The organism is Pseudomonas sp. NPDC089569, assembly GCF_050280625.1.
Lineage (GTDB): Bacteria > Pseudomonadota > Gammaproteobacteria > Pseudomonadales > Pseudomonadaceae > Aquipseudomonas.
This window is the reverse complement of record NZ_JBNNVQ010000004.1, coordinates 43,083-69,047: the sequence shown is the minus strand read 5'-3', so window position 1 is coordinate 69,047 and position 25,965 is coordinate 43,083. Positions and strand designations below refer to the sequence as shown.

The 25,965-nt window shown below is 61.8% G+C and carries 22 protein-coding genes; 8 read left to right on the top strand and 14 right to left on the bottom strand.

The annotated features are described in order from the left end of the window. Positions 1–13: 13 nt before the first annotated feature. Genes ACQKP2_RS03510 through ACQKP2_RS03500 form a run of 3 tightly spaced genes read left to right on the top strand, consistent with a single transcriptional unit; the run spans position 14 to position 5,993 of the window. On the top strand, positions 14–2,521 hold the full coding sequence (locus ACQKP2_RS03510; RefSeq protein ID WP_427574388.1) for an efflux RND transporter permease subunit: 2,508 nt from the start codon (positions 14–16) through the stop codon (positions 2,519–2,521). A gap of 7 nt (positions 2,522–2,528) precedes the next feature. Further along, entirely contained in the window at positions 2,529–4,307 is a 1,779-nt protein-coding gene (locus ACQKP2_RS03505) for an acyl-CoA dehydrogenase C-terminal domain-containing protein (protein ID WP_427574387.1), read from the top strand. A 42-nt stretch (positions 4,308–4,349) separates the two neighbouring features. Then, positions 4,350–5,993 carry a fatty acid--CoA ligase gene (locus ACQKP2_RS03500; RefSeq protein WP_427574386.1) on the top strand — a complete coding sequence of 548 codons (1,644 nt, stop codon included), beginning with the start codon at positions 4,350–4,352 and terminating at the stop codon, positions 5,991–5,993. Between the two features lie 185 nt (positions 5,994–6,178). Here the strand turns inward: ACQKP2_RS03500 and ACQKP2_RS03495 are convergent, their stop codons facing one another. Then, positions 6,179–6,559, bottom strand: a complete 381-nt coding sequence (locus tag ACQKP2_RS03495) for a DUF6124 family protein (RefSeq protein WP_427574385.1) — start codon at positions 6,557–6,559, stop codon at positions 6,179–6,181. Positions 6,560–7,194: 635 nt separating this feature from the next. Between ACQKP2_RS03495 and ACQKP2_RS03490 the strand changes: the two genes are divergently transcribed. Continuing rightward, on the top strand, positions 7,195–8,853 hold the full coding sequence (locus ACQKP2_RS03490) for an MFS transporter (protein WP_427574523.1): 1,659 nt from the start codon (positions 7,195–7,197) through the stop codon (positions 8,851–8,853). Continuing rightward, positions 8,850–10,013, top strand: coding sequence for an HlyD family secretion protein (locus ACQKP2_RS03485; RefSeq protein ID WP_427574383.1), 1,164 nt, complete (start codon positions 8,850–8,852; stop codon positions 10,011–10,013). Before ACQKP2_RS03490 ends, ACQKP2_RS03485 begins: the two co-directional genes overlap by 4 nt. A gap of 43 nt (positions 10,014–10,056) precedes the next feature. Here the strand turns inward: ACQKP2_RS03485 and ACQKP2_RS03480 are convergent, their stop codons facing one another. Both ACQKP2_RS03480 and ACQKP2_RS03475 read right to left on the bottom strand, forming a co-directional pair. After that, entirely contained in the window at positions 10,057–10,725 is a 669-nt protein-coding gene (locus tag ACQKP2_RS03480; RefSeq protein WP_427574381.1) for a DUF3313 domain-containing protein, read from the bottom strand. Between the two features lie 38 nt (positions 10,726–10,763). Next, a complete protein-coding gene (locus ACQKP2_RS03475; RefSeq protein ID WP_427574380.1) occupies positions 10,764–11,075 on the bottom strand; it encodes a hypothetical protein in 312 nt (103 codons plus the stop codon). A 165-nt stretch (positions 11,076–11,240) separates the two neighbouring features. Here ACQKP2_RS03475 and ACQKP2_RS03470 point away from each other — a divergent pair, with 165 nt between their 5' ends. Together ACQKP2_RS03470 and ACQKP2_RS03465 are read left to right on the top strand one after the other, a co-directional pair. Further along, positions 11,241–11,951, top strand: coding sequence for a response regulator (locus ACQKP2_RS03470; protein WP_427574379.1), 711 nt, complete (start codon positions 11,241–11,243; stop codon positions 11,949–11,951). Next, entirely contained in the window at positions 11,948–13,282 is a 1,335-nt protein-coding gene (locus ACQKP2_RS03465; RefSeq protein WP_427574377.1) for an ATP-binding protein, read from the top strand. Before ACQKP2_RS03470 ends, ACQKP2_RS03465 begins: the two co-directional genes overlap by 4 nt. 26 nt (positions 13,283–13,308) lie before the next feature. Here the strand turns inward: ACQKP2_RS03465 and ACQKP2_RS03460 are convergent, their stop codons facing one another. From ACQKP2_RS03460 to ACQKP2_RS03450, 3 genes are read right to left on the bottom strand one after another with little or no spacing between them, the layout of a single operon-like run. Beyond that, positions 13,309–14,847 carry a DHA2 family efflux MFS transporter permease subunit gene (locus tag ACQKP2_RS03460; protein ID WP_427574376.1) on the bottom strand — a complete coding sequence of 513 codons (1,539 nt, stop codon included), beginning with the start codon at positions 14,845–14,847 and terminating at the stop codon, positions 13,309–13,311. Then, on the bottom strand, positions 14,840–16,045 hold the full coding sequence (locus ACQKP2_RS03455; protein ID WP_427574375.1) for an HlyD family secretion protein: 1,206 nt from the start codon (positions 16,043–16,045) through the stop codon (positions 14,840–14,842). The genes ACQKP2_RS03460 and ACQKP2_RS03455 overlap by 8 nt, the downstream gene beginning before the upstream one ends. Next, positions 16,038–16,499 (bottom strand): MarR family winged helix-turn-helix transcriptional regulator, encoded by a 462-nt coding sequence (locus ACQKP2_RS03450; RefSeq protein WP_427574374.1) that lies wholly within the window; start codon positions 16,497–16,499, stop codon positions 16,038–16,040. The genes ACQKP2_RS03455 and ACQKP2_RS03450 overlap by 8 nt, the downstream gene beginning before the upstream one ends. A 230-nt stretch (positions 16,500–16,729) precedes the next feature. On the opposite strand from ACQKP2_RS03450, the gene aspT reads away from it, so the two are divergent. Continuing rightward, positions 16,730–18,421, top strand: coding sequence for an aspartate-alanine antiporter (aspT, locus tag ACQKP2_RS03445; protein ID WP_427574372.1), 1,692 nt, complete (start codon positions 16,730–16,732; stop codon positions 18,419–18,421). A 39-nt stretch (positions 18,422–18,460) separates the two neighbouring features. Here the strand turns inward: aspT and ACQKP2_RS03440 are convergent, their stop codons facing one another. The 8 genes from ACQKP2_RS03440 to ACQKP2_RS03405 form a co-directional block, all read right to left on the bottom strand. Then, on the bottom strand, positions 18,461–20,044 hold the full coding sequence (locus tag ACQKP2_RS03440) for an arylsulfatase (RefSeq protein ID WP_427574371.1): 1,584 nt from the start codon (positions 20,042–20,044) through the stop codon (positions 18,461–18,463). 85 nt (positions 20,045–20,129) lie between these two features. Beyond that, positions 20,130–20,768 (bottom strand): SDR family NAD(P)-dependent oxidoreductase, encoded by a 639-nt coding sequence (locus tag ACQKP2_RS03435; RefSeq protein WP_427574370.1) that lies wholly within the window; start codon positions 20,766–20,768, stop codon positions 20,130–20,132. Then, complete coding sequence (locus tag ACQKP2_RS03430; RefSeq protein WP_427574369.1) at positions 20,765–21,400, bottom strand: TetR/AcrR family transcriptional regulator; 636 nt, start codon at positions 21,398–21,400, stop codon at positions 20,765–20,767. The genes ACQKP2_RS03435 and ACQKP2_RS03430 overlap by 4 nt, the downstream gene beginning before the upstream one ends. A 258-nt stretch (positions 21,401–21,658) precedes the next feature. Beyond that, positions 21,659–22,483, bottom strand: coding sequence for an SDR family NAD(P)-dependent oxidoreductase (locus ACQKP2_RS03425; RefSeq protein ID WP_427574521.1), 825 nt, complete (start codon positions 22,481–22,483; stop codon positions 21,659–21,661). A 21-nt stretch (positions 22,484–22,504) separates the two neighbouring features. Then, on the bottom strand, positions 22,505–22,921 hold the full coding sequence (locus tag ACQKP2_RS03420) for a MaoC family dehydratase (RefSeq protein ID WP_427574368.1): 417 nt from the start codon (positions 22,919–22,921) through the stop codon (positions 22,505–22,507). 13 nt (positions 22,922–22,934) lie between these two features. Then, entirely contained in the window at positions 22,935–23,375 is a 441-nt protein-coding gene (locus ACQKP2_RS03415; RefSeq protein ID WP_427574367.1) for a MaoC family dehydratase N-terminal domain-containing protein, read from the bottom strand. Between the two features lie 140 nt (positions 23,376–23,515). Continuing rightward, positions 23,516–24,703, bottom strand: a complete 1,188-nt coding sequence (locus ACQKP2_RS03410) for a lipid-transfer protein (protein ID WP_427574365.1) — start codon at positions 24,701–24,703, stop codon at positions 23,516–23,518. A 25-nt stretch (positions 24,704–24,728) separates the two neighbouring features. Beyond that, positions 24,729–25,868, bottom strand: coding sequence for an acyl-CoA dehydrogenase family protein (locus tag ACQKP2_RS03405; RefSeq protein ID WP_427574363.1), 1,140 nt, complete (start codon positions 25,866–25,868; stop codon positions 24,729–24,731). Between the last annotated feature and the right edge of the window lie 97 nt (positions 25,869–25,965).

Below are 25,965 nucleotides of genomic sequence, written 5' to 3'. Positions count from 1 at the left end.
CGAGAACCCGGATATGGGCCATATCAAACAAGACGCCATGCCGGTGATCCGCGACCTGCGTGACTTCGACCGCCAGTCCGGCAACCGGCTGGAACGACTGGTGTTCAACTTTCGCCCGCTGTTCATGTTGCTGATGGCGTTGGCGACCGTGGTGTTCGGCTACATGGCGCTCACCCGCCTGGAACTGCGCCCCAGCTTCGAGAAGATGATTCCGCAGAGCCAGCCCTACATTCAGAACTTCCTGGAAAACCGCCAGTCACTGCGCGGCCTGGGCAATTCGGTGCGAGTGGTGGTCGAGAACACCCGGGGCGACATCTTCGACCCCGATTACCTGAACGTGCTCAAACAGGTCAACGACCAGCTGTTCCTCACCGAAGGCGTCGACCGCGCCTGGATGAAGTCGCTGTGGAGCCCGTCGGTGCGCTGGACCGAAGTCACCGAGGACGGTTTCCAGGGCGGCCCGGTGATGCCCGATACCTATCAGGGCAAGCCGGAAGAAATCGAACAGCTGCGCCAGAACATCGCCCGCGCCGGCATCGTCGGCAGCCTGGTGGCCAGCGACTTCAAGTCGAGCATGTTGGTCGTGCCACTGCTGGACAAGGCTGCGGCCGGCGGCCGAAGCATCAACTATCACGGCTTTTCGCAGATGCTCGAAGAGCAATTGCGCGACAAGATCGAGTTTGCCGGTGACAGCGCGGCGCGCAAGGCCGGGGAGGAGGGCAAGGGCCCGTATAAGGTACGGGTGATCGGTTTTGCCAAGCTGATGGGCGACCTGATCGATGGCCTGATTCAAGTGATGATGTTCTTCGGCCTGGCCGTGATCACTTCGCTGGTCATTATTTACGCCTATACCCGTTGCGTACGCAGCACGCTGCTGGTGGTCGGCTGCTCACTGATCGCCGTAGTCTGGCAACTGGGCATCGTCGCCTGGCTGGGCTATGCCATCGATCCGTATTCGGTGCTGGTACCGTTCCTGATCTTCGCCATCGGTGTGTCCCACGCGGCGCAGAAAATGAACGGCATCATGCAGGATATCGCCCGTGGCACCCACAAGCTGATCGCCGCGCGCTACACCTTCCGCCGCCTGTTCATTGCCGGCGTCACCGCATTGCTCGCCGACGCCGTGGGCTTTGCCGTACTGATGCTGATCGACATTCCGGTGATCAAGGACCTGGCAATCACCGCCAGCATTGGTGTCGCGGTACTGATCTTCACGTCGCTGCTGTTGATGCCGGTCGCATTGTCCTATGTTGGCGTGGGTGCGAAGGCTGCCGAACGGGCCTTGAGCATCGACACGCGGGCCGACAGGCACAAAGGCTTTGGCAGGCTGTGGGACCTGCTCGACCGTTTCACCACGGCCAGATGGGCCACGGTGGCGGTGCTGGTCGCGGTGCTGATGGGCATCGGTGGCTTCATGATCAGCCTGCACCTGAAGATCGGCGATCTGCAAAGCGGTGCTCCGGAGCTGCGCGCGGACTCGCGCTACAACCGTGACAACGCCTACATCACCCAGCATTACGCGCTGTCGAGCGACCTGTTCGCGGTGATGGTCAAGACAGCGCCCGAAGGCTGCCTGAATTACAAGACCCTGATTCTCGCCGACCGCCTGGCCTGGGCGCTGCAACAGAATCCGGGGGTGCAGGCCACTACCTCGCTGGTCAACGCCGTGCGTCAGATCACCGCCGGCACCTATGAAGGCAACCCCAAGCTCAACAGTATCCAGCGCAACCAGGACGTCCTGAACTACGCCGCGCAACAGGCCTCGGTCAACTCTGCGGAGCTGTTCAACAATGACTGCTCGGTGATGCCGGTGATTGCCTATCTCAAGGACCACAAGGCCGAGACCCTGGATGCCGTGGTCGCCATCGCCGACCGCTTTGCCAGGGAAAACAGCACCGATGATCGGCAATTCCTGCTGGCCGCCGGCACTGCCGGGATCGAGGCGGCCACCAACATCGTGGTGCGCGAGGCCAATCGCACCATGCTGTTCTATGTCTATGCCGCGGTCACGCTGTTCTGCCTGATCACCTTCCGCAGCTGGCGCGCCACGCTGGTGGCGCTGTTGCCGCTGATCCTGACGTCGATTCTCTGCGAGGCCTTGATGGTGGCCATGGGTATCGGCGTGAAGGTGGCGACGCTGCCGGTGATCGCCTTGGGGGTCGGCATCGGCGTCGACTATGCCTTGTACCTGCTCAGCGTGCAGTTGCAGTTCCAGCGCCAGGGCCTGTCACTGTCCCGGGCCTATCGCCAGGCCGTGTCCTTCACCGGCCGGGTTGTCGCGCTGGTGGGCATCACCCTGGCGGCCGGCGTGGTGTGCTGGGTCTGGTCGCCGATCAAGTTCCAGGCAGACATGGGCATCCTGCTGACCTTCATGTTCCTGTGGAACATGCTCGGGGCGCTGATCCTGATTCCCGCCTTGTCGTACTTCCTGTTGCGTGAACCGGCGCCGCAACGCACCGCCTCCAGCGCCCCCGACACCGTGCAAAAAACACGCACGCATGCTCTGACCACTCCTGAGTAAAGCCACTATGTCCGACTACAAAGCCCCCTTGCGCGATATGCGCTTCATTCTCAACGAAGTGTTCGAGGCGCCCCGTCTATGGGCGAAATGGCCCGCTCTGGCCGAGGTCATCGATGAGCAGACCGCGACGGCAATCCTGGAAGAAGCCGGCAAGATCAGTGCCGACGTGATCGACCCGATCAATCGCATTGGCGATGAGCAAGGCTGCACCTGGAGCAACGGCTCGGTCAGTGCCCCGCAAGGTTTCGCCGCCGCCTACCAGGCGTTCGCCGAGGGCGGCTGGGTGGGTGTCGGCGGTGATCCGCGCTTCGGTGGCATGGGCATGCCCAAGGCCATTTCGGCGCAGGTCGAAGAAATGGTCAACTCGGCGGGGCTGTCGTTCGGCCTGTACCCGATGCTGACCGCCGGTGCGTGCCTGTCGATCAATGCCCATGCCAGCGAGGCACTCAAGCAACGCTACCTGCCGAATCTGTACGCCGGTGTCTGGACCGGTTCCATGTGCCTGACCGAAGCCCACGCCGGCACCGATCTGGGGATGATCCGCACCCGGGCCGAACCCCAGGCCGACGGCAGTTACAGCCTCAGCGGCAGCAAGATCTTCATCACCGGCGGCGAGCACGACCTGACCGAGAACATCATCCACCTGGTGCTGGCGCGGCTGCCGGACGCACCCGCCGGGCCGAAAGGCATTTCGCTGTTCCTGGTGCCCAAGGTCCTGGTCAATGACGACGGTTCCCTGGGGGAACGCAATTCGCTGTCCTGCGGCTCGATCGAGCACAAGATGGGTATCAAGGCGTCCGCCACCTGCGTGATGAACTTCGACGGCGCGACCGGCTGGATCGTCGATGCACCGAACAAGGGCCTGGCGGCGATGTTCACCATGATGAACTACGAACGTCTTGGCGTCGGCATCCAGGGCCTGTCGCTGGGCGAGCGCTCCTACCAGAACGCGGTCGACTATGCCCGCGAACGCTTGCAGAGCCGTGCACCGACCGGTCCCCAGGCCAGCGACAAAGCGGCCGACCCGATCATCGTGCATCCAGATGTGCGCCGCATGCTGCTGACCATGAAGGCCTTGAACGAAGGCGGGCGGGCCTTCTCCACCTATGTGGCGATGCAACTCGATACCGCCAAACTCAGTGAGGATGCGGCAGCCCGCAATCGGGCCCAGGAACTGGTGTCGCTGCTCACCCCGGTGGCCAAGGCATTCCTCACCGACATGGGGCTGGAAACCACGGTGCATGGCCAGCAGATCTTCGGCGGTCACGGCTACATTCGTGAATGGGGGCAGGAGCAACTGGTGCGCGATGTGCGCATCACGCAGATTTACGAAGGCACCAACGGCATCCAGTCACTGGACCTGGCGGGACGCAAGATCGTCGGCAGCGGCGGGGCGCTCTACCGATTGTTCGCCGCCGAGATCCGTCACTTCAGTGCCAACGCCTGTGCAAGCCTGGATGAGTTCACCCGGCCGTTGAATGCCGCCCTCGACACCCTTGACGAGCTGACTGCGTGGCTGCTGGACCGGGCCGGGAACAATCCGAACGAAATCGGTGCCGCTTCGGTCGAGTACCTGCAGGTGCTGGGCTACACCGCGTATGCCTACATGTGGGCGCTGATGGCGAAGGCGGCCAAGGGCCGGCAGGCCGAGGATGACTTCTACGTCGGGAAACTGAGCACTGCGCGCTTTTACTTCGCCCGCCTGTTACCACGTATCCATTCGTTGAGTGCTGCGGCCATGGCCGGCAGCGAGTGCCTCTATCAACTGGATGCAGCGCAGTTCTGACTGCCGGACCGACGCAATTCACAAGGACCAGGAACACCCACCATGATGGCCACAAAAATAATTCCGCCCGCCGACGGCGCCTATGCCTACCCACTGCTGATCAAGCAACTGCTGCTGTCCGGGGTGCGCTATGAACCGGGTCGGGAAATCGTGTATGCGGACAAACTTCGCTACGACTACCGGACCCTCAATCAGCGCATTCGGCGGCTCGCCAACGCCTTGACCGCCGCCGGCGTCAAGGCTGGCGATACGGTCGCGCTGCTCGACTGGGACAGTCATCGCTACCTTGAATGCTTTTTCGCCGTGCCGATGATCGGTGCGGTGCTGCATACCGTGAACATTCGCCTGTCGCCGGATCAGGTGCTGTACACCATGAACCACGCCGAAGACGATCTGGTGCTGGTGCATGACGACTTCCTGCCGCTGATCGAGCAGATCCGCGGGCGGCTCGATACCGTCAAGGGCTTCGTGCAGTTGACGGACGGCGTGCCGGCCCACACTCAGGTGCCGATGCTGGGGGAATACGAAAACCTGCTGTCCTGTGCTGCGGACCACTACTCATTCCCGGACTTCGACGAAAACTCGGTGGCCACGCTGTTCTACACCACCGGCACCACCGGCCTGCCAAAAGGGGTGTACTTCACCCACCGCCAACTGGTGCTGCACACCCTCAATGCCGTCGGCACGCTGGGCGTCTATCAGGGCCAGCCGCTGCTGCGCTCCGATGACGTGTACATGCCCATCACGCCGATGTTTCACGTGCATGCCTGGGGTGTGCCGTATGTGGCGACGCTGATGGGGCTCAAGCAGGTTTACCCAGGGCGCTACGAGCCCAACAGCCTGGTCAGGCTCTACCGCGACGAAGGCGTGACCTTCTCCCACTGCGTGCCGACCATCCTGCAAATGATCCTGGGGTGCGAGGCAGCGACGCAGACCCGGTTCGATGGCTGGAAAATGCTCCTGGGCGGCAGCGCGCTGACGCTGGGCATCGCCAGCGAGGCGAGCGCCAGGGGCATCCACGTGCACAGCGGTTACGGCATGTCGGAAACCTGTCCGTTGCTGTGCCTGACGTACATGCGCGAAGCCGACCTTGAGCAACCCCGGCAAGCGCAACTGAGCCAGCGCATCAAGACCGGCGTCGCGGTGCCGATGGTCGACCTGGAAATCGTCGATGCCAGCGGTAATGCCGTTGCCCATGACGGTGAGTCGCTGGGGGAAATCGTGGTCCGCGCACCCTGGCTGACCCAGGGTTACCTGAAAGAACCGCAAAAGGGCGCCGAGCTGTGGCAGGGCGGCTGGCTGCACACCGGCGACATGGCCTCCATCGACGCCCTGGGCGGCGTGGAGATCAAGGATCGCATCAAGGACGTGATCAAGACCGGCGGGGAGTGGATCAGCTCCCTTGAACTGGAAAGCCTGCTCAGCGAACACCCGGCCGTCCTGTCGGTCGCGGTCGTGGGCATCAACGATGAACAATGGGGCGAACGGCCCATGGCGCTGGTGGTGGCCGAACCGGGCCTCTACCTCGACCGCCGGATGCTGGAAACTCACTTGCAGCAGTTTGTCGACGCTGGCCGCATCAACAAGTGGGCGATTCCCAAACAGTTCAAGTTCGTCGCCGAAATCCCCAAGACCAGCGTCGGCAAGATCAACAAGAAGCTGATCCGCGAAAGCGAAATCAGTTGATCGTGCACTTGTTTTTCATTGCTTGAGTGTCGCTGGCACAGGTCGCCGGGTCGGTCATCATGACCGGCCCGGTTTTTTTTTGAGTCAGACATTGCCTATATGTGTCTCGGTATTTGAGCCAAGAGAACCCCCGATGGATAAGCGTTCCAACGGGGGGACCGACTGATGGTTAAGCAAAGTGGGCGTTATCTCTTGGCGAGAATCGCTGCCATCTCTGGCTCATCCAGATGATCCAGCGCGCGCTCCACCATCAAATGCACCCCGTCGGCCATGCGACTGAGCGCCAGGGCTACGGAGCGGCGCGAACCGTCCACATCGTCGGCCAGGTCGGCGGCAATGGCGCTGATGGACAGCAAGTCTTCCGAGGCGTTAGCCAACAGTGCTTCGGTGTTGATATCCGGGCAGACGCTGAAAAGTTGGCCGTTGCGTTTCGTGGGTTTCTTTCCGGCGGGCGGGAAGTGGTGGTCGAGGGCGCGCTCGGCGGCGTCGTGGAGTTTTTTTGAATCGAGGCTTTCGTAGGGCGATGCCGGATCGGATTCCGGCGGGTTTGGAGTGACCTTGAACATGATCTTCAATTCCTAAGTGATGCCGACACCCATTCGCGACTAAACGAAGGGGGTGGCGGCTGTACGCAGGTTAGTCGGACCGGGGAATTGAAGAAGCCGGCGCACCCGAAGGTGCCCTACGCACAGCCACCATCAAATGCAGATAGGAAATATCTGCCTGATGACCGCTTGTGCAACTTCAATTACCAGCGAGCGACTAAACCCGACCACTGATGGGCAGTGGCAGGGAAACGATAGAGTCGGGGGGCCAATGTGCACAAGCCGGCGGATTCTGGCGTAACCGTAGGCAACGGCACAAGCTCTTGTAGCTTTCACGAAGTAAATCCGACGGTGTTTAAACAAGCGCTGCTCGGTGGTGTTTAATTGGCGGAAAATCCTTGAGTTGGAAGTGAACACGGAACGGTATTCGCAAACCCTGTCGGGTTTATCAACTTCAATTGCGTAATTGCGCTAACAAGCGGCTGATGGGATTGATGTAGGAATGTCCGCTTACTCCGGTCAGGCGCTTCCAGTATTTCAGGGTGTTACATCGTAGGCTCTAAAGGCCTTTTTGGCGGCATACCGCGCCACTCTTCAGCAGAGAGCGTGCGAACCGTTGCGCAGGTATGATGGAAAAAAAAACGACGGGCAAGCAGATGGATCGATACGCGCTACGCGATTGGCTACCCCACGAAAAGCCGTCTCTGCCGGGTTCGCCGTCGACACCTTTGCACTCCAATCCCAAACGCTTGGCCTATGGGGCCGTTGGCTTGCTGGTGGCCATCACCGGCGGGCTGGGCAATGCGCTGGTCACGGCAAACCTGCAGTTTCTGCAGGGTGCGCTGGGTGCCACTACCGCCGAAATGGCCTGGTTGCCGGCCGCCTATGTCATGACCAATGTCTCGATGAACCTGTTGTTGGTGAAGTTCCGCCAGGAGTTCGGGCTGCGGGCGTTCACGGAGGTGTTCCTGCTGTTGTACGCCCTGGTGACCTTCGCCCACCTGTTCGTCAACGACCTGAACTCGGCGATTGCTGTCCGGGCGGCCCACGGGATGGTGGGCGCGGCGTTGAGTTCGCTGGGGCTGTACTACATGATCCAGGCCTTCCCGGCCAAATGGCGGATGAAAGCCCTGGTGCTCGGGTTGGGGGCGTCACAGCTGGCCCTGCCATTGGCGCGGATCTTTTCCGAAGACCTGCTGCAAATTGCAGAGTGGCGCGGCCTGTACCTGTTCGAACTGGGCCTGGCGCTGGCGGCAATGGGCTGCGTGGTGATGCTCAAGCTGCCACCGGGCGACCGCTTCAAGACGTTCGAACCGCTCGATTTCCTCACGTTCACGATTTTGTCCGGGGGCGTGGCACTGCTGTGTGCGGTGCTGTCGCTGGGGCGCATCGACTGGTGGCTGGAAGCGCCGTGGATCGGCATGGCCCTGTCGGCCTCCATCGTCCTGATCATCGCCGGGCTTGCCATCGAACATAACCGCAGCAACCCCTTGCTGATGACGCGCTGGCTGGGCAGCGGCGCGGCAATTCGCATGGCGGTGGCGGTGACACTGATACGCATGGTCACGTCCGAGCAGTCCACCGGTGCGGTGGGTTTTCTGCAGGCGCTGAACATGAGCAGCGAGCAGATGCGCAGTCTCTATTGGGTCATGCTGCTGGGGGCCATGTCGGGGCTCGCCGTCAGCGCCCTGACGATCCATCCGCAGCATCTGTTCATGCCCCTGATCGTTTCCCTGGCCCTGATGGCCACCGGTTCGTTCATGGACTGCTGGTCGAGCAACCTGACCCGCCCGGAACAGATGTACCTGAGCCAATTCCTGCTGGCCTTCGGCGGGACGTTTTTTCTCGGGCCGACCATGGCGCTGGGCACCCGCAACGTGGTCACCAATCCGCGTAACCTGGTGAGCTTTTCGGTGCTGTTCGGGATCTGCAACAACCTTGGGGGGCTGATTGGCGCGGCACTGCTGGGCACCTTTCAGATCGTTCGGGAAAAATTTCATTCCAGCGTCATCGTCGAGCAACTGACGATGCTCAATCCGCTGGTGCTCAGCCGGGTACAGAGCGGCGCCGCGGCTTATAGCGGGATCATTGTCGACCCGTCGCTGCGCACCAATGTCGGGACCCGGGTGCTGGCCGCAGCGGCGACGCGCGAGGCCAACATACTGGCTTATAACGATGTCTTCATTTTGATCGGCAGCATCGCGATACTGACCATGATCTGGATTTTCATCCGCAGCCTGTGGCTGTGGAACGCCAACCGGTCCGTGGATGCGGCCCGAACCCCTGACCCTGGCCACGGCTCCACGAACCGATGAACGAACCCATTTCCACGACCACCAATGCCATCGCGTCCACCCCCGAGGGTGTCGAGCCATCGGCCAATGCTGCCACCGGGCCGCGATCCTTGCGGGTACGCATCCTGTCTTCGGTGATGTTCGCTTGCGTCGCCATCGTCGGTGTATTGGTGGTGCTCTATGCCTGGCAGTTGCCGCCATTCAGCAGCGCCATCGTCAGCACCGAGAATGCGGTGGTACGAGGGCAGGTCACTATCATCGGCCCGCAATTGAGCGGTTATGTGTTTGAAGTGCCCGTGCAGGACTTCCAGTTCGTCAAGGCCGGGGACTTGCTGGTGCGCCTGGATGACCGGATCTACAAGCAACGGCTGAACCAGGCGCTGGCGCAACTGGAACAGCAAAAAGCCGCACTGGCCAACAACCTGCAGCAACGCAAGAGCGCCGAGGCGACCATCCTCCAGAGGCAGGCGACCATCGCCAACAGTGACGCACAGGCACGCAAGAGCCAGGCGGACCTGCGCCGCAACGAAGAGCTGATCCGTGACGGCTCGGTGTCTCACCGCGACCTGGATGTGACCCGTGCCGCCAACGCCCAGGCCGTCGCGCTGCTGGCCGAGAGCAATGCGGCACTGGAAATCGCCAGGCAGGACTTGCAGACCGTGATTGTCAATCGGGCCTCGCTGGAGGCGTCGGTTCTCAGTGCCCAGGCGGCGGTGGAGCTGGCGCGTATCGATCTGGACAATACCCGTGTCGTGGCCCCGCGCGACGGCCAACTGGGGCAGATCGGCGTTCGCCTGGGGGCGTACGTCAACTCGGGCGCGCAATTGATGGCGCTGGTGCCGGATACGCTGTGGGTGATTGCGAACATGAAGGAAACCCAGATGGATAATGTCCGCGTCGGTCAGCCGGTATCGTTCACCGTCGATGCGCTCAACCACTTGCAGTTGCACGGTCATGTGCAGCGTATTTCTCCGGCGACCGGTTCGGAATTTGCGCTGTTGCAATCGGACAACGCCACCGGAAACTTCGTGAAAATCGCCCAGCGCGTTCCGGTGCGCATCACCGTGGACCCCGACCAGGCCGAGCTTCAGCGCTTGCGGCCGGGGATGTCGGTGGTGGTGAGTATCGATACTGGCAAAGAGGAGGAGGGTGAGCGTCGGCAAGCGCCCACCCGGAAATGACCCGCCATCGATGGCCGACATCGATCAGCAGCAGGGCGACGAGCTATCGATGAATCGCCGCGTAGGATTTACCCAGGTCGCTGGCCCAGCCATCGAGCACGAGCTTGAGGTTATCGGCGGTCATGACCTGTTTGTCGTTCTCCAGCGGTACGCCCGTGCCCTTGCGCACGACTTCGGCCACCACAGCCCCGGTCTCACCATCCTGGAATGACACTTCGGTCGCGATTTCACTGTCCTGATCACGGATGCCGGTGGCGGTGCTCACGCCGGCAGCGACCAACGTGATCGGTAGCCATTCATAAAACCGCAGGCCCTGGGTACTGGCGGCGACCCGGGTAATGGCCGGCCTGACCACCAGGGTATCCGGGCCGGGCTTTGGCGCCAGGTGCACGACCTTGCCCAGTTCGGACCTGAGCGCCGCATCGTAGTAACCGGTCACGCTGGAGAGGGTACTTTGCGGAATGCGCTCGGTCGGCTCGGCCTTGGGATAGAACTGACTGGGGGCCAGGTAGACTTGCGTATAGCGCCCTCTGGTCAATTGGGGGCTGACCCAACTCAGAATGGTTTGTCCCGAGGGCGCCTGGTGTTCTGTCAGCACGCTATAGTCTTGCAGAAATCCCGTGTACATCCCCGGTTCGACTTTTTTGCTGCTGCATGCCGACAGGCTCAGGGTGGTTGCGAACAACAGCGACAGCGAACGAATGCGTGTCATCAATGCGATTCCTTTTACGGCTCGATGTCCCGCGCTTTTCAGGCGGGGGTGTAGGTTAGCGGGGTGTTTTGCGAACACTCGATGTGCAACTGGCCATGGCTCATGATCCAGTGGATGAGGTCGGCGGTGGCGATGGAATGGGCGTATTCCACCCAATGGGCACAGGTCGGGCTGTAACATTCGAAGTAGCGGCGCAGGACGACCCGACTGCGATCGTTGGTCAGCCCCAGGCAAAACTGCTGGAAGAGTATCGGCGTATCCTCACCCGGTGACGTGCTGCGCTGGCTCAGGACCAGGCGACGCTGGCTGTCGTCTCTCTCGGCGGTGTACTTGCTGTTCAAATCCTTCATGGAAGCCCCCTGCATTGGAATGCGAGAAGGTTGCCCGAAGGGTTTTGCCCGACGATGTCCGGTTGATGTCTGCCTGGCAGAAATGTTGCTCGATTGAAATATATGACCCGGACCGCGGAATGGTTTTAGAGTCGCACCTTTTTCGGCCCCGAGGATCCTGTGACCGTGAGCAGACTGCTGATCGTCGACGACGATTTGGAAATTCTGTCCCTGCTGAAGAAGTTCTTCGTTCAGCATGCCTATGAGGTGGACGTGGCCCCCCATGGCGAGGCCATGTGGGCGGCGATAGCGCAGAATCGACCCGACACCATCATCCTCGACCTGATGCTGCCCGGTGAAGGTGGCCTGAGCCTGTGCCAGAAAGTGCGCAGCCAGACGGGCATCCCGATCATCATGCTGACGGCCATGGGCGAGCTGAGCGATCGTATCGTCGGCCTGGAACTGGGGGCGGACGACTATGTGACCAAGCCCTTTGCGCCCCGGGAGTTGCTGGCCCGCCTGCGCGCCGTGCAGCGTCGGGCCGGTGAGGTCAAGGCCAGCGGGACAGAGCCGTCACGGCCGCTCATCGCCTTCGCCGGCTGGAGCCTGGATATCACCAGTCGCGAGTTGCGCTCACCCGAAAACGTGATGATTCCGTTGTCCGGTGGCGAGTTCGACTTGTTGGTCGTGTTCCTCGAACATCCCCAGCGCATTCTCACCCGCGAGCAACTGATCGACCTGACACACGGCCGGGCTCATGACGCGTTTGATCGCAGCATCGATGTTCAGGTCAGCCGACTGCGGCGAAAGATAGAGCCGGACAGCAAGCGCCCGGACCTGATCCGCACCGTACGCAATGGAGGCTATATGTTCACCGCCAAAGTGGCCCGTTCATGATTGGTCGACTCCTTCGCCATGACACCTTGCGGCGCCGGATTGCCCTGACCATCATTGCGGCGATGGCCGCCTCGCTGGCCCTCAATGCCTTGTTCGTTCAGGTGGCGGGTATCTGGGCCCGTCCGCCGATCGAGCGCACCGGCCTGCTGGAGCAGATTGCCGCGACCACACGGGTGATCGAAGCCGCGCCCGTTCCCTTGCGCCCGCAACTGGCCAGCGCGGCGAGCAGCCCGATTCTGGAAGTCTTGTGGAGCCCCCATCGGGAGTCCTTCGGGCTGCCCTCGGGTGGCACGCATGTCGAGGCGGGGAAGATGCCGGTGTTGCAACAATTGCTGGGGGAGGATAGAGAAATCGATGCGTTCAACCCCGGCGACTGGCCAGGCGAAAGCCCCCAGGCCCGGTATGTAGCGCTCGTACGACTCGTCGATGGCAGCTGGTTGTCGTTCACGCCCCCCGAGCGCAGCTGGGGTCTGGATGCACCCACGCGGATCGCGGTGATCATTGTCCTGGGGTTGATCGCAACGCTGTTGGTTGCCTGGATCGCCACGCGCCAGTTGGCCAACCCGTTGCAGCGTTTCGCCAGTGCCGCCAGGCGTTTCGGTGGCGACCTGCGCGCACCGCCGATCAAAATCGAAGGCCCCTTCGAGATTCGCCAGGCCATCATCGCCTTCAACACCATGCAGGCGCAGATCCAGCATTTCATCGGCGAGCGCACGCATATGCTCGCGGCCATTTCCCACGACTTGCGTGCGCCGCTGACACGGATGCGCTTGCGCTGCGAGTTCATGGAGGACCTGGATCACCAGCACAAGCTGATACGCGATGTCCAGGAGATGCAATCGATGATCGATTCCGCCCTGGCCTTTTTCCGCGAAGACACCCATGTGGAGCAAACCACGGCGTTCGACCTGTCGGAATTGCTGCAAACCATCGTCGATGACTTTCGTGACCAGGACATCTTGGTCGACTTCAGCGGCCCTGCGCACCTTGTCTATGACGGTCGGCCGCTGGGTATCAAGCGGGTAATCGTCAACCTGCTGGAAAATGCCGCCAAGTATGGGTTGCGCCCCCGGGTTTCACTCAGTCACGACCGCCAATGGGTGCGCATCGAAGTCAGCGACGAGGGACCGGGTATTCCTGAAGCGGCGTTGCAAAGGGTGTTCGACCCCTTCGTCCGCCTGGAAACCTCGCGCAGCCGTGATACCGGCGGGGTAGGACTGGGACTGTCGTCGGCGCGAGCGATTGTGCGCGATCAGGGCGGGGAACTGACCCTGAGCAATCGCCAAGGCTCAGGGTTGGTGGCGCAGGTCGAGCTGCCCATCAAGGATTAGGGCAGGGCCGCTGCGTTTTCCTCGTGCTACTCCAACACCGGCATCGACTCGTCAGGTGCCTGCAGCTTCGGGCTCTTGATGATCAACAACAGCGGCATCACCGCCAGCGACAGCAGCATCAGCAGCTTGAAGTCGTCCAGGTACGCGATCCAACTGGCTTGCACGGTGATCATCGAATCCAGTGTTCCGCGCCCGGACGCGATCATCGGGTCCAGGTAATGCTTGATCGGCCAGGCTTCGAAAGCCCGGTTGAAAGGCGTGACCCAGGCACCGATTTGCGCGTGGTTGACCTGGATATTCTGCGCAAGGAGCACGGTCACGATGGAGATCCCGACACTGGAACCGACGTTTCGCGACAGGCTGTAGAGCCCGGTGCCTTCGGCACGCAAGTGGGCCGGCAAGGTCGCGAAGGCCACCGTCGTCAATGGCACGAACAGCAGCCCCAGGCTGGTGCCTTGAATGAAACCGACCCAGACAATCGTCTGCATCGACACACTGGGTGTCCAGCCGGTCATCAGCCACATCGACAGCGCCGACAATCCCAGGCCCGTCGCCAGTATCAGGCGTGTATCGATTTTGCCCAGCAGCCGGCCCGCCAGGAACATGGTCAGCATTGTTCCCAACCCGCGTGGGCCCATCGCCATTCCGGCGGTCAGCACCGGATAGCCCATCAGGTTCTGCAGGTAAGGCGTCATCAAGGCCAGCGAGGCCAGGTAGGTAATGCCGACGATGAATATGAAGATCACGCTGACCGAAAAGTTGCGGTCCTTGAATAGATTCGGGCTGATGAAGGGCGCATCGCTGGTGAAGGTATGGACCAGGAATACGTAGGTGGCGGCGATGGCCACCACCGCTTCGATCAGGATTTCACCGGAAGAAAACCAGCCCAGCTGTTCGCCACGGTCCAGGAACAGTTGCAGGGCCAGGATCGCCACACTCAGCGAGCCGAACCCCAGCCAGTCCAGGCGCGACGAAGCGTCGGCCGGGGTTTCGCGCACGTAAGAAAGGATTCCGGCCAGGGCCAGCATGCCAATGGGCACGTTGATGAAAAACACCCAGCGCCAGCTGAAGTTTTCGGTCAGCCAGCCACCGAGCATCGGACCCAGCACGGGGCCGACCATGACCGAGACACCGAACAGCGCCATGGCCGAACCACGCTCCTTGAGGCTGTACATATCCAGCAAAATGCCCTGGGACAAGGGCACCAATGCCGCCCCCGCCAGGCCCTGCATCAGCCGGAACAGGATGATTTCTTCGAGCGATTGCGCCACCCCGCAAAGAATCGACGAGACGACAAAACCGACAATCGCCCACAGCAGCACGCGCTTGCGACCGAAACGCCTGGCGAGAAAGGCTGAAGGCGGCGTCATGATCGCCGCCGCGACGATGTAGGAAGTCAGCACCCAGTTAATCTGATCGGAGCTGGCCGAGATGCTGCCCTGCATATAGGGCAGGGCGACGTTGGCGATGGTCGTGTCCAGCGCTTGCATGATCACCGCCAGCACGACGCAGGCGGTGATCATCCCGCGGTGGGAGACCGGCTCGTGGGCGGCCGGCTCATTCATGGCCGGCAGCCTGGCTGGCAACCGCCCCCGAGAACATCTCCGGAAGACCACGGGCCTTGCCGGTATCGATCTGCGCCTCAACGCTCATGCCGGTGCGTAGAGGCGGTTTCTGGTCGGAATCATCGATGCTGATGCGCACGGGAATGCGCTGCACCACCTTGACCCAGTTGCCGGTGGTGTTCTGTGCAGGCAGTAGCGAGAAGCTCGAGCCCGATGCCGGGCTGATGCTTTCAACCGTGCCGTGCCATTCGACCCCCGGGTAGCTGTCCACCCGGATCTCGACAGGTTGGCCGGGTTTCATATGGGTCAGTTCGGTTTCCTTCGGAGACGCTGCAACCCACAGGTGATCGGCCGACACCAGGCTCAAACCCGATTGTGGCGGTTGCAGGTAGGCGCCGACCTGCAGCGAGTCGACGTTGGTCACAATGCCATCGAACGGAGCCCTGACCACGGAGTTGCTCAGGTTGCGCTGGGCTTCGTCGACAGCCGCCTGCGCTTGCAGGTAGCTAGGGTGTTGTTCGACGGGCGTATCGATGTGCCCGCCCAACTGTGCCAGTACCGTCTGTGCCTTGGCCCTGGCGACGGCGATTCGTTGCCGGGTGCTGTCGAGCGCGTGTTTGGCCTCGTCGTAGTTGGTTTTGGACACGGCAGAAACGCTGAGCAGGGTTTGCTGGCGCTGGAAACTGGTCTGGTAGTACGGCAGGTCGATTTGTGCCTGATCGATTTCAGCCAATGCCTGGTTGTAATTGGCCTTGAGGTTGAGGATCTGGTTGCGCACATTGCCCAACTGCGCCCTGGCGCTGGCCAGGGCAATGTCGAACGGCGCGTGCTTCAAGGTGAACAGCACCTGGCCCCGGGTGACCTGCTGGTTGTCCTTGACATCGACAGAGGCCACCAGACCTGAGACATCGGTGGACACCCCCACGCGATCGGCCTGGATGTAGGCGTTGTCGGTTGAAATGATCTGACCACCCGTGACGTACAGGTAACCGGCGACCATTAGCCCGACGGGGAGCAACGCAAACAGCGCGGTTCGCGCGCGCTGGCGTACGGGGCGGGCAGGTGGCGTGCCGTTTCGTTCGCCGTCGCGGCTGTCCGGTGTTGTTTTGGGGGCTTCGGTCGAGGCGGGCGCTTCCATCCGCGAGACCGCAGGCCTGGCGAACGACTCGGCGGGCGACTTCAGGTTTTGATCAGTCATGATGGGCCTCTTCTTCGATGGGAAGGCTGCAGGCCTCGATCAGATTGGACCTGACGCGCTTCATCATTTGCAGCAGCAGCTGGCTTTCCTCTTCCGAGAATCCCTGGGTGGCTTCCAGGCGTGTCGATTGACCCATTTCGCGCATCAGCTCCAGCAGCGGGTGGGCTTGTGTCGTCAAGAACAGCAGCGACAGGCGCCGGTCGGTGGGATGGCGGCGGCGTTCGATCAACCCGCGCTCGGCCATTTTGTCCAGTAGGCGCACCAGGGTGATCGACTCCAGCTCCAGCAAATCCGCGAGCCCTTTTTGGTGAATCCCTTCGTGCTTGGACAACATGGCCAGCACTTGCCACTGCGAACGGGTAAGTCCCAGGTGTCGCGCTCGCTGCTCAAAGCGCTTGCGCATCAACCTGGCGCTGTCGTGGAGGGCGAAACCCAATGTCAATGTGTCGGTCATGGCGAGATCTGTCGCGGGATAGTTAGCTCATCATAGTTGAGCTTGTGATTAGCGTGCTATCTATTTTTGCTGAATGTTTCCCTCTTGCCGCGAGGACACAAATCAGCCCGGGCAATACCGGGTAAACCGTCAATTGGATCGCCTTCCGCGAACTGACAACCCCAGCGTGCTGAACTACGCTGCCGTACACAGATCCAGCCACCGTGATTGTCGATAAAGGAATCCGCGACATGTCCGATTTCTTGCTGCATGCCTTGCGCAACGACCCGGAAATCGCGGTGTTCCTGGCCATTGCGCTGGGCGTGTTCATCGGCCGGGTGCATATCGGCAGTTTTCATCTGGGGTCGGTGGCCGGGGCCTTGTTGATGGGGTTGCTGATCGGCCAGATAGGCCTGGAAGTCCCCACGGGGCTGAAGTCGGTGTTCTTTGTGCTGTTCATCTACGCGGTCGGTTTCAAAAGCGGGCCGGAGTTCTTTGGCAGTCTCAATCGCGGCACGCTCAAGCTGGTGGTGCTGTCGGTGGTGCTGTGCGCGACGGCGCTGGGGACGATCCTGGCGATGAACGCGCTTTTCCATTTCGACGCCGGCTTCACCGCCGGGCTCGGGGCAGGAGCACTGACCGACACGGCGATCATGGGTACGGCCACCAGCGCCATCAATCAATTGGCAATCGATGCGGCGGCCAAGGCTCAACTCAACAGCCACATGGCAATCGCCTACGCCATCACCTACCTGTTCGGCACCATCGGCCTGATCGTGTTCGTCGGCAGCGTCGCGCCGAAGCTGCTGGGTGTCGATCTGAAGGCCACGGCACGAGAATTGGAACTGGAGCTGGGGATTGCCAGGGAAGAAGACGCGATCACCGTGCCCTACACGCGCATCGTCGTGCGCGCCCATCAGGTGGCGAGCAACGGACAGGCCGATGGCCAGCGCATTCTCGATCTCGAACGCCAGCACGACGCCCTGAGCATCGAACGGGTGGTGCGCGCGGGCCGGATCATCGACCGCGATGAAGGCCTTGTCCTGATGGAGGGCGACGTGGTCGGTGTGTATGCCTTGCGCGAGGCGGTGGGGACGCTCAGCCACTGGATCGGGCCGGAGATCGACCACCCCGAGTCGCTGTCCTTCCCGACCCGCCAGGCGGATATCGTGCTGACGTCCGCGAAGTTTGCGGGAAAGACGATGCATGACATCAGGGCCCGACTGGAAAGCGCGCATCGGCTGGGCTGCTTCGTCAACGCCATCACTCGACAGGGCTACGACTTGCCTTTGCTGCCCAACACCGTATTGCGCCGCGGCGACGTCATTACCCTCACCGGGCGCACCGTCAGCGTCGAAGCCATCGCCCGGCAACTGGGGCGCATTCGAGAAAGCAACTATAAAAGCGATATCGCCATACACGCCCTGGGGATGGTGCTGGGCTCGTTGCTCGGACTTTTGTCGACCCATGTCGGCATGATCCCGGTGGAACTGGGTATCGGCGGGGGCGTACTGGTCGCGGCATTGGTGATCGGCTGGTACAACTCGCGGCACCCGGAAATCGGTGCCTTGCCGCCGGCGGCACAATGGGCGTTTTCCGAATTCGGGTTGACGGCGTTCGGTGCGGTGGTGGGGTTGCTGGCAGGTCCGGCCGCCTTCACGGCCATGAAGGAGCAGGGGCTGGCACTGTTGTTTTCCGGCGCTGTGGTGACCATCGTGCCGCCGCTGGTGGCACTGTACGTCGGCCGATATGTGCTGCGGCTGCACCCGATGATTCTGTTCGGCGGCCTGGCTGGCGCCCAGACGGAAGCGGCCTCGATGAACAAGATCATCGAGCAATCGGGCAGCAATACCCCGGTCATCGGTTTCACCGTGTGCTACGCGATTTCCAACGTGCTGCTCGCGGTTTGCGGGCCGATCATCATCTTTGTCGTTGCCGGCTAGCAGAGCGCCCATTGAGCATGGGCGCAACTGGCCAGGGCTCTACTTGGCTTGAGCGTTGTTTTTCTCTTCGATTTTCTGGTCCACGGCAGCCCGGATCTGGTCAATGCTGAAGCTGGCCGGTTTCTGCGAGGGCGGGAAATCGACGAACGTCTGGAGGAATCGTGCCGATTTGGTCACCGCCACGCCGGCGAGGTAAGCGTTTTTGGTCAACCAGTCGTAATACTGATCGGAGACCTGATCGGCGCGTTCGTACGGGTCCATGCGCAGGTTGAAAATCTTCGGAACGCGCAACGGCGTGAACGGGTTGCTCCAGACCTCGAACCCACCGGGTGTGCGTTGCTCGGCGAACACCGCTTTCCAGTTGTCGAAACGCATCGCCACCAGCATGCCGTCATCATTGAAGTAGTAGAACTCGCGACGTTCTCCCTTTGGTTGCTGCCCGGTCAGGTACGGCAACTGGTTGTAGCCATCCAGATGCACCTTGAAGCTGGTGCCTCCGGCAACCGGCGCCCACCCCTTGAGCAGCTTGTTCTTCACGTCGGCATCGCCTGCCGCCGCCAGAAGGGTGGGGAACCAGTCCATGCCGGAGAACATCTCGTTGGACACGCCACCGGCCTTGATCTTGCCCGGCCAGCGGACAAGGGCAGGGACCCGATAGGCGCCTTCCCAGTTGGAGTTCTTTTCACTGCGAAACGGCGTGGTCGCGGCGTCCGGCCAGGAAAACTGGTTCGGACCGTTGTCGGTGGTATAGACAACGATGGTGTTGTCGCTGATTTTCAAGTCATCGAGGGTTTTCAGCAGTTTGCCGACGTCGCCGTCATGTTCGAGCATGCCGTCGGCGTATTCGTTGCCGGGCATTCCGCTCTGGCCCTTCATCGAGTCGCGCACGTGGGTGAACAGGTGCATGCGCGTGGTGTTCATCCAGACGAAGAACGGCTTGTCCGACTTGGCCTGTTTCTCGATGAACGCCTGCGCGGCGGCAGTGGTTTCGTCGTCGATGGTTTCCATGCGCTTGGTGGTCAGCGCGCCGGTGTCCTCGATCTTGCCGTCGGCGTAACTGTGAATCACGCCCCGTGGCGATCGGGTCTTGACGAAGTCCGGATCATCCTTGGGCCAGTAGGGGCGTTCGGGTTCTTCCTCGGCATTGAGGTGGTAGAGGTTGCCGAAGAACTCGTCGAAACCGTGATTGGTGGGCAGGAACTCATCGCGATCACCCAGGTGGTTCTTGCCAAACTGGCCGGTGGCGTAGCCCAGGGACTTGAGCGCCTGGGCAATGGTGATGTCGCGTTTTTGCAACCCCACCGGTGCGCCCGGCAGCCCGACTTTGGTCAGGCCCGTGCGCAAGGGCGTCTGGCCGGTGATGAACGAAGAACGTCCAGCCGTGCAACTGTTCTCCGCGTAGTAGTCGGTGAACATAATGCCTTCATTGGCAATGCGGTCGATGTTCGGCGTCTGGTAACCGACCACGCCCCTGGAATAGGCGCTGATGTTGGTCTGGCCAATATCGTCGCCGAAGATCACCAGGATATTGGGTTTGTCGGCGGCCGCGGCGGTAGCCGAGATCGCCATGACTGCGGTCGTCACCAGGACGAGTTTGGGCAGCCACTTGCGTATGGGCATCATCTGACTTGCTCCTATTGAACGAGGGTCGCCAATAGCGACCAACGTTCATGGTCAAGCGGATGCACGCATACAAACCCCACCCGGATCAGGTGGTCGGGCCGTCGACATGCAAAACGGCCCCCGTCACGCTCGCCCCGGCACCGCTGGCCAGTAACAGCAAGGGGCCATTGAGATCTTGCAGGCCCGAGCCATCGCCTCGGCCTGCGGCGGAGGCAATGACATTGACGCGGATATGGTAGGGCGTCAGTGATTGGGCCATGGCCCGGCTCATGCGGATCAGGCTGCTGTTTGGCCGCAGGCACGGGTTGGGCTCGGTGATGGGGCGCGGCGGTGGGTCGATGTTGACGATGCTGCCACCGCGTGCCGCTTCGATCATCCTGCGGCTCGTGCAATCGGCGATGTCACTGGTACGCACCATGTATTCGCGGTCGGTGCTGTTATTGATCAGCACATCGATACCGCCAAAGCGCTCCTGGACCACATCCAGAGCCGTTTCTATGCTCGAACGGCAAGTACTGTCGAGTTTCACCGCGAGTACTTCGGCGCCTTCCCAATGCAGGTCCGCCGCCAGTTGTTCGACCTGGTCGGGAAAGGGGGCGCCGAGGGCCACGCGGCCGCCGGCGCGGCTGATCAGCCGGGCGAAGTGGGCGCCCAGTCGGGTGGTGGCATTGGCGACCAGCACGGTCTTGCCTGCCATGGAAAAGGGTTGCATGACATCACTCATGAAAACGCCTCCATGAGGGCGGTGCGACGCCGGACTGTCGGCGCACGCGAGAGAGCAATAGGCTGTGCGCCGAGCATTTTGAGTACCAGCTCCGAGTAATGACGAATCACGTCATCGATACTCCAACGGCCGTCGGCCTTATACCAGACGCAGGCATGGGTCAGCATGTTGAACAGCGTGCGTGCCATCAGCTTGGGCTCGGCACAACTGAGCGAACCCTCGCTCACGCCTTGTTCGAGCAGGTCCTGCAGGCCCTTGAGATACATCCGGCGAGCCTGGGTGACCTGCAGTCGCGACTCTTGCTCCAGGCTTCTGTATTCGAAATTGCCGAGCATCGCTTCGTCCTGATGCTCCAGGTGATAACGCACATGACACGCAATGAAGGCACGCAGTTTGATCGGGGCATTGGCGGCATTCGCCGGGCGGCAGCGCGCCCATTCCCGGGACAGGTCCTGGAGATAATCCAGAATCAGTTCGGCGAGCAGTTCATTTTTTCCCTTGTAGTACAGGTACAGCGTCGAGGAGTTGATGCCGGCTTCGGCAGCGAGCTGGCGCAGGCTCATCGACTCATAGCCGGAGCGCGAAATCAGCTTGATCGCGGCCAGGCGGATATTGATTTCAGTCAGGTTCATGGCGTTGTCCTGGGGGATCGAACTTGGCCTAGGATAGCGAGCGGCATTGGCCTGTTACTCCACCCACGCTGGGTGGGGGAGCATTATCCGATCGAGGGGCTGACGGGGTGCTGCGAGCGAGTTTTGCACCCGTGCGGTAGCGGTCGGTCCGCTGCCGCCGGGGGCGCTCATCCTTCACCGGTTGATTGTTCTCTTCTCGAACCAACGCCCCGTTTCCGGGGCGTTGTGCTTTTGGGGCGGGTGTTTCAGTGGAGGGGCTTACTGCAGGTTGCCGGCCACGGCGATGGTCTGGGCGGTGATGTAGTTCGACTCGGGCGAGCAGAACAGGTACACCGCATCGGCCGCTTCCTGGGTCGTACCCGGACGGCCCAACGGGTTGCGCTGGGCGAACGACTTGGCGGCTTCCGGGTTGATGCCGACGCGGATGTCGCGACCGTCGATCTTGACGGTGGCCCCGGCGTTGGCATCGACCGTGGTCATGCGCGTCTCGATGAAGCCGAAGGCCACCGCGTTGACGTTGACCTTGAAGCGACCCCATTCACGCGCCAGGGCGCGGGTCATGCCGATCACACCGGCCTTGGCGCCGCTGTAGTTCATCTGCCCGGCATTGCCGTTGAGGGCCGACACCGAAGAGATGTTGACGACCTTGCGGAACACTTCGCGTTCGGCGGCGGCATCGGCCTGGGCCTGGGCCTTGATGATCGGGTAGGCGGCACGCAGGATGCGGAAGGGCGCGGTCATGTGGCAGTCGAGAATGGCGTACCACTGCTCGTCGCTCATCTTCTGCACCACGTCGTCCCAGGTGTAGCCGGCGTTGTTGACGATGATGTCGATGGCCTTGAAGTTGTCCATCGCGGTCTTGATGTAGCGCTCGGCGAAGTCCGGGGCGCTGACGTTGCCGTGGCAGACCGCGGCTTCGCCGCCCATGTTGCGGATCAGTTCGGCTGTTTCCTGGGCCGGCTCCAGATCCAGGTCGTTGATGACGATGCGGGCGCCTTCGCTGGCCAGCTTCAGTGCGATTTTCTGGCCGATGCCGCGGCCGGAACCGGTTACCAGTGCAACTTTGCCTTCGAGTTTCAAAATATTGCTCTCCTGAAAAAATGGTTACAGAGCGATCACAGCGTCGCCGACGATTTTCACGTCGCCGTACTGGTTCGCGGTGCGGACTTCAACCTTGATGCGGCGCTCGCCATCGGCTTCGTATTTGTCGACGACCTTGCCGCTGCAGGTGATCTGGTGGCCCAGGTGAGTGATGCCCTGGAAGCGCACACCGAATTCACGCAATTGGCGCTGGTCGACCCACTGGGTCAGCAGGCGACCCAGGTAGGCCATCGACAACATGCCGTGGGCGAACACATCGGCCATGCCGGCCTTGCGTGCGTAGTCGGTGTCGATGTGGATCGGGTTGTGATCGCCCGAGGCGCCGGCGAACAGACCCAGGGTGGTGCGGTTGATCGGTGCCAGGGTCAGCGCTGGCAGTTCATCGCCGATCTGGATCACGTCGTAGTTAACGGTGCTCATCAATGCTCTCCCTTCAGCCATTGCGCTGGACGAGGACGGTGCGCAGGTCTGCCACGTGCTCGTTGCGCTGGTTGGTCACACGGGTCTCGCGCACTACGAACTCCAGGGCGCCGCCTTTCTTGTCGTAGATGTCGGCGATCCGTACATCGAAGTGCAGGGTGTCGCCGGCGTAGGCCATGCAGTGGTACTTGAACGACTCTTCGCCATGCAGGATGCGCGAGGAAATGATTCCCAGCTCATCGCGCCAGGCTTGCGAAGGGTTTTCGAAGGCCAGGGAAAACAGCATGGTCGGCGCCAGCGGCAGGCCGGGATGACCGGCATCGCGGGCAGCCGCCTCGTTGAAATAAATCGGGTTGGTCTCGCCGATGGCCTTGGCGAAAAAACGCAGCTGGCCGGCTTCGGCAGTCACCTGGAACGGCTCCAGCTGCTTGCCGATGTGCTTCTTGTCGATCATGTCGAATGACTCCTATGAATCAGCGTTCCCTGTGGGAGCGAGCCTGCTCGCGATGGTCGTCAACGATGACGCTGGAAGCCTGACAACACGCGGTGTTCTTCCGTCCATCGCGAGCATGCTCGCTCCTACAGAGTGGGCTATCAGTTCTTCTGGTAAACAGTCACAACACCGGCGCCGCCCAGGCCCAGGTTGTGCTGCACGGCAATGCGCGCGCCTTCGACCTGGCGTTGCTCGGCAGTACCGCGCAACTGATGGGTCAGCTCGTAGCACTGGGCCAGGCCGGTGGCACCCAGTGGGTGACCCTTGGAAAGCAGGCCGCCCGACGGGTTGACCACCCACTTGCCGCCGTAGGTGTTGTCACCATCGTTGACCAGGCGCTCGGCTTCGCCTTCCGGGCACAGGCCCAGTGCTTCGTAGGTCAGCAGTTCGTTCTGGGCGAAGCAGTCGTGCAACTCGATCACATCGACGTCGCTGGCCGTAATGCCGGCTTGTTCATAAGCGATTTTCGTCGCCAGGCGAGTGATGTCGAAGCCGACCACGCGGATCATGTCGCGGGCTTCATAGGTGCTCGGCGTGTCGGTGGCCAAGCCTTGACCGGTGATCGCCACGTCGGTACGCAGGCCATGCTTCTTGGCGAAGGCTTCGGACACGATGATCGCCGCAGCGCCACCGCAGGTCGGCGGGCAGGCCATCAGGCGAGTGATCACACCTTCCCACAGCATCGGTGCGGCCATGACTTCTTCAGTGGTGACGACGTTGCGGAACACCGCCAGCGGGTTGCGCGCGGCGTGACGGCTCGCCTTGGCACGGATGCTGGCAAAGGTTTCCAGTTTGGTGCCGTATTTCTGCATGTGGGCCAGGCCCGCGCCGGCGAACTGGCGGATGGCGTTGCTGGGCACATCGCTCGGGCCGACCAGTTCGTTGACCAGGTTGTTGGCGTGTTCCAGCGCAGAAGGGCGATCGGTCCACACCGACTTCAACGCGCCCGGGTTCATCTGCTCGAAACCGAAGGCGAGGGCGCAGTCCACAGCGCCGCTGGCGACTGCCTGGCGCGCCAGGAACAGCGCGGAGGAACCGGTGGCGCAGTTGTTGTTGACGTTCACCACCGGGATGCCGGTCATGCCGACGCGGTACAGGGCCTTCTGGCCGCAGGTGGAGTCACCGTAGACGTAACCGGCGTAGGCCTGCTGAATGTCGGTGAAGTCCAGGCCAGCATCGGCCAGGGCCTGGCGAATGGCCTGCTCACCCATCACGTCATAGGTTTCGCTGGCGCCCGGTTTCTTGAACGGGATCATGCCGACGCCGGCGACGAACACTTTATTGCTCATGCGATATCTTCCTTTCCTGTTGGTTTCAAAGCTTGCGGGCAATCATTTCGCGCATGACTTCGCTGGTGCCGCCGTAGATGCGGTTGACCCGCATGTCGGCGAAGGCGCGAGCCACCGGGTACTCCATCATGTAGCCGTAGCCACCGTGCAGCTGGACCATATCGTCCAGGCACTTGCCCAGGGTTTCGGTGGCGTACAACTTGGCGATGGCCGCCTCTTCCAGGGTCAGGCGACGGCTCATGTGTTCGCTCAGGTAGTGGTCGATCATCAGGCGCACGGCGGTGGCCTGGGCCTTGATGTCGGCCAGCTTGAACTTGCTGTTCTGGAAGTCCCAGACGGTCTGGCCGAAGGCCTTGCGTTCCTTGACATACGCCAGGGTGTGCTCCAGGCACACCTCAAGGCGCGCGGCGGCGGAAACGGCGATGGAGAAGCGCTCCTGTGGCAGTTCGCCCATCAGGTAGGCGAAACCCTTGCCTTCTTCACCCAGGCGGTTGTCGACCGGCACACGGACGTTGTCGAAGAACAGCTCGGCAGTGTCCTGGGCGTGCTGGCCGACCTTCTCCAGTTTGCGTCCGCGCTGGAAGCCCGCGCGGCTGGCTTCGACAGCGATCAGGCTGATGCCCTTGGCGCCGGCCTCGGGGTCGGTCTTGCAGACCACGATGACCAGGTCGGCGGACAGGCCGTTACTGATGAAGGTCTTGCTGCCGTTGATCACGTACTCGTCGCCATCGCGCACGGCGGTGGTGCGTACGGCCTTGAGGTCGCTGCCGGTGCCGGGTTCGGTCATGGCGATGGCCAGGATGATCTCGCCGCTGCAGATGCCGGGCAGCCACTTCTGTTTCTGCTCTTCGTTGCCGTTACGGCTGATGTAGGGGGCGATGATGTCCGAGTGCATGCCCAGGCCATTGCCGGACAGGCCCGCGCGGGCGAATTCCTCGTTGTAGATGGCGCTGTGGCCGAAGTCGCCGCCGCCACCGCCGTACTCGGCGGGAATGGTGACACCCAGCAGGCCCTCGCGGCCGGCCTTGAGCCAGGTCTCCCGGTCCCATTGCCCGGCCTTGTCCCAGGCCGACTGACGCGGTACGCACTCGCGTTCGAAAAAGCGGCGCACGGTATTGCGGAAAATCTCATGGTCGTCGCGATAGACGGTACGGGCGATATGCACGGGGCACTCCTGATTGGTCCGCAGCCGACAGGCGCAGGCTTGGGACTGTTTGTAGTTATGGGTTGCGCAAATCGCGCTGTGTTTACATTAGGTGTGT

What these genes read in the sequence shown, in the direction of transcription:
- ACQKP2_RS03480 (WP_427574381.1), bottom strand. Translation starts at nt 10,725, where the DNA reads ATGACACGCATTCGTTCGCTGTCGCTGTTGTTCGCAACCACCCTGAGC.
- ACQKP2_RS03495 (WP_427574385.1), bottom strand. Translation starts at nt 6,559, where the DNA reads ATGTTCAAGGTCACTCCAAACCCGCCGGAATCCGATCCGGCATCGCCC.
- ACQKP2_RS03415 (WP_427574367.1), bottom strand. Translation starts at nt 23,375, where the DNA reads ATGATCGACAAGAAGCACATCGGCAAGCAGCTGGAGCCGTTCCAGGTG.
- ACQKP2_RS03510 (WP_427574388.1), top strand. Translation starts at nt 14, where the DNA reads ATGGGCCATATCAAACAAGACGCCATGCCGGTGATCCGCGACCTGCGT.
- ACQKP2_RS03505 (WP_427574387.1), top strand. Translation starts at nt 2,529, where the DNA reads ATGTCCGACTACAAAGCCCCCTTGCGCGATATGCGCTTCATTCTCAAC.
- ACQKP2_RS03430 (WP_427574369.1), bottom strand. Translation starts at nt 21,400, where the DNA reads ATGAACCTGACTGAAATCAATATCCGCCTGGCCGCGATCAAGCTGATT.
- ACQKP2_RS03485 (WP_427574383.1), top strand. Translation starts at nt 8,850, where the DNA reads ATGAACGAACCCATTTCCACGACCACCAATGCCATCGCGTCCACCCCC.
- ACQKP2_RS03475 (WP_427574380.1), bottom strand. Translation starts at nt 11,075, where the DNA reads ATGAAGGATTTGAACAGCAAGTACACCGCCGAGAGAGACGACAGCCAG.
- ACQKP2_RS03490 (WP_427574523.1), top strand. Translation starts at nt 7,195, where the DNA reads ATGGATCGATACGCGCTACGCGATTGGCTACCCCACGAAAAGCCGTCT.
- ACQKP2_RS03410 (WP_427574365.1), bottom strand. Translation starts at nt 24,703, where the DNA reads ATGAGCAATAAAGTGTTCGTCGCCGGCGTCGGCATGATCCCGTTCAAG.
- ACQKP2_RS03435 (WP_427574370.1), bottom strand. Translation starts at nt 20,768, where the DNA reads ATGAGTGATGTCATGCAACCCTTTTCCATGGCAGGCAAGACCGTGCTG.
- ACQKP2_RS03465 (WP_427574377.1), top strand. Translation starts at nt 11,948, where the DNA reads ATGATTGGTCGACTCCTTCGCCATGACACCTTGCGGCGCCGGATTGCC.
- ACQKP2_RS03500 (WP_427574386.1), top strand. Translation starts at nt 4,350, where the DNA reads ATGATGGCCACAAAAATAATTCCGCCCGCCGACGGCGCCTATGCCTAC.
- aspT (WP_427574372.1), top strand. Translation starts at nt 16,730, where the DNA reads ATGTCCGATTTCTTGCTGCATGCCTTGCGCAACGACCCGGAAATCGCG.
- ACQKP2_RS03450 (WP_427574374.1), bottom strand. Translation starts at nt 16,499, where the DNA reads ATGACCGACACATTGACATTGGGTTTCGCCCTCCACGACAGCGCCAGG.
- ACQKP2_RS03440 (WP_427574371.1), bottom strand. Translation starts at nt 20,044, where the DNA reads ATGATGCCCATACGCAAGTGGCTGCCCAAACTCGTCCTGGTGACGACC.
- ACQKP2_RS03420 (WP_427574368.1), bottom strand. Translation starts at nt 22,921, where the DNA reads ATGAGCACCGTTAACTACGACGTGATCCAGATCGGCGATGAACTGCCA.
- ACQKP2_RS03460 (WP_427574376.1), bottom strand. Translation starts at nt 14,847, where the DNA reads ATGAATGAGCCGGCCGCCCACGAGCCGGTCTCCCACCGCGGGATGATC.
- ACQKP2_RS03455 (WP_427574375.1), bottom strand. Translation starts at nt 16,045, where the DNA reads ATGACTGATCAAAACCTGAAGTCGCCCGCCGAGTCGTTCGCCAGGCCT.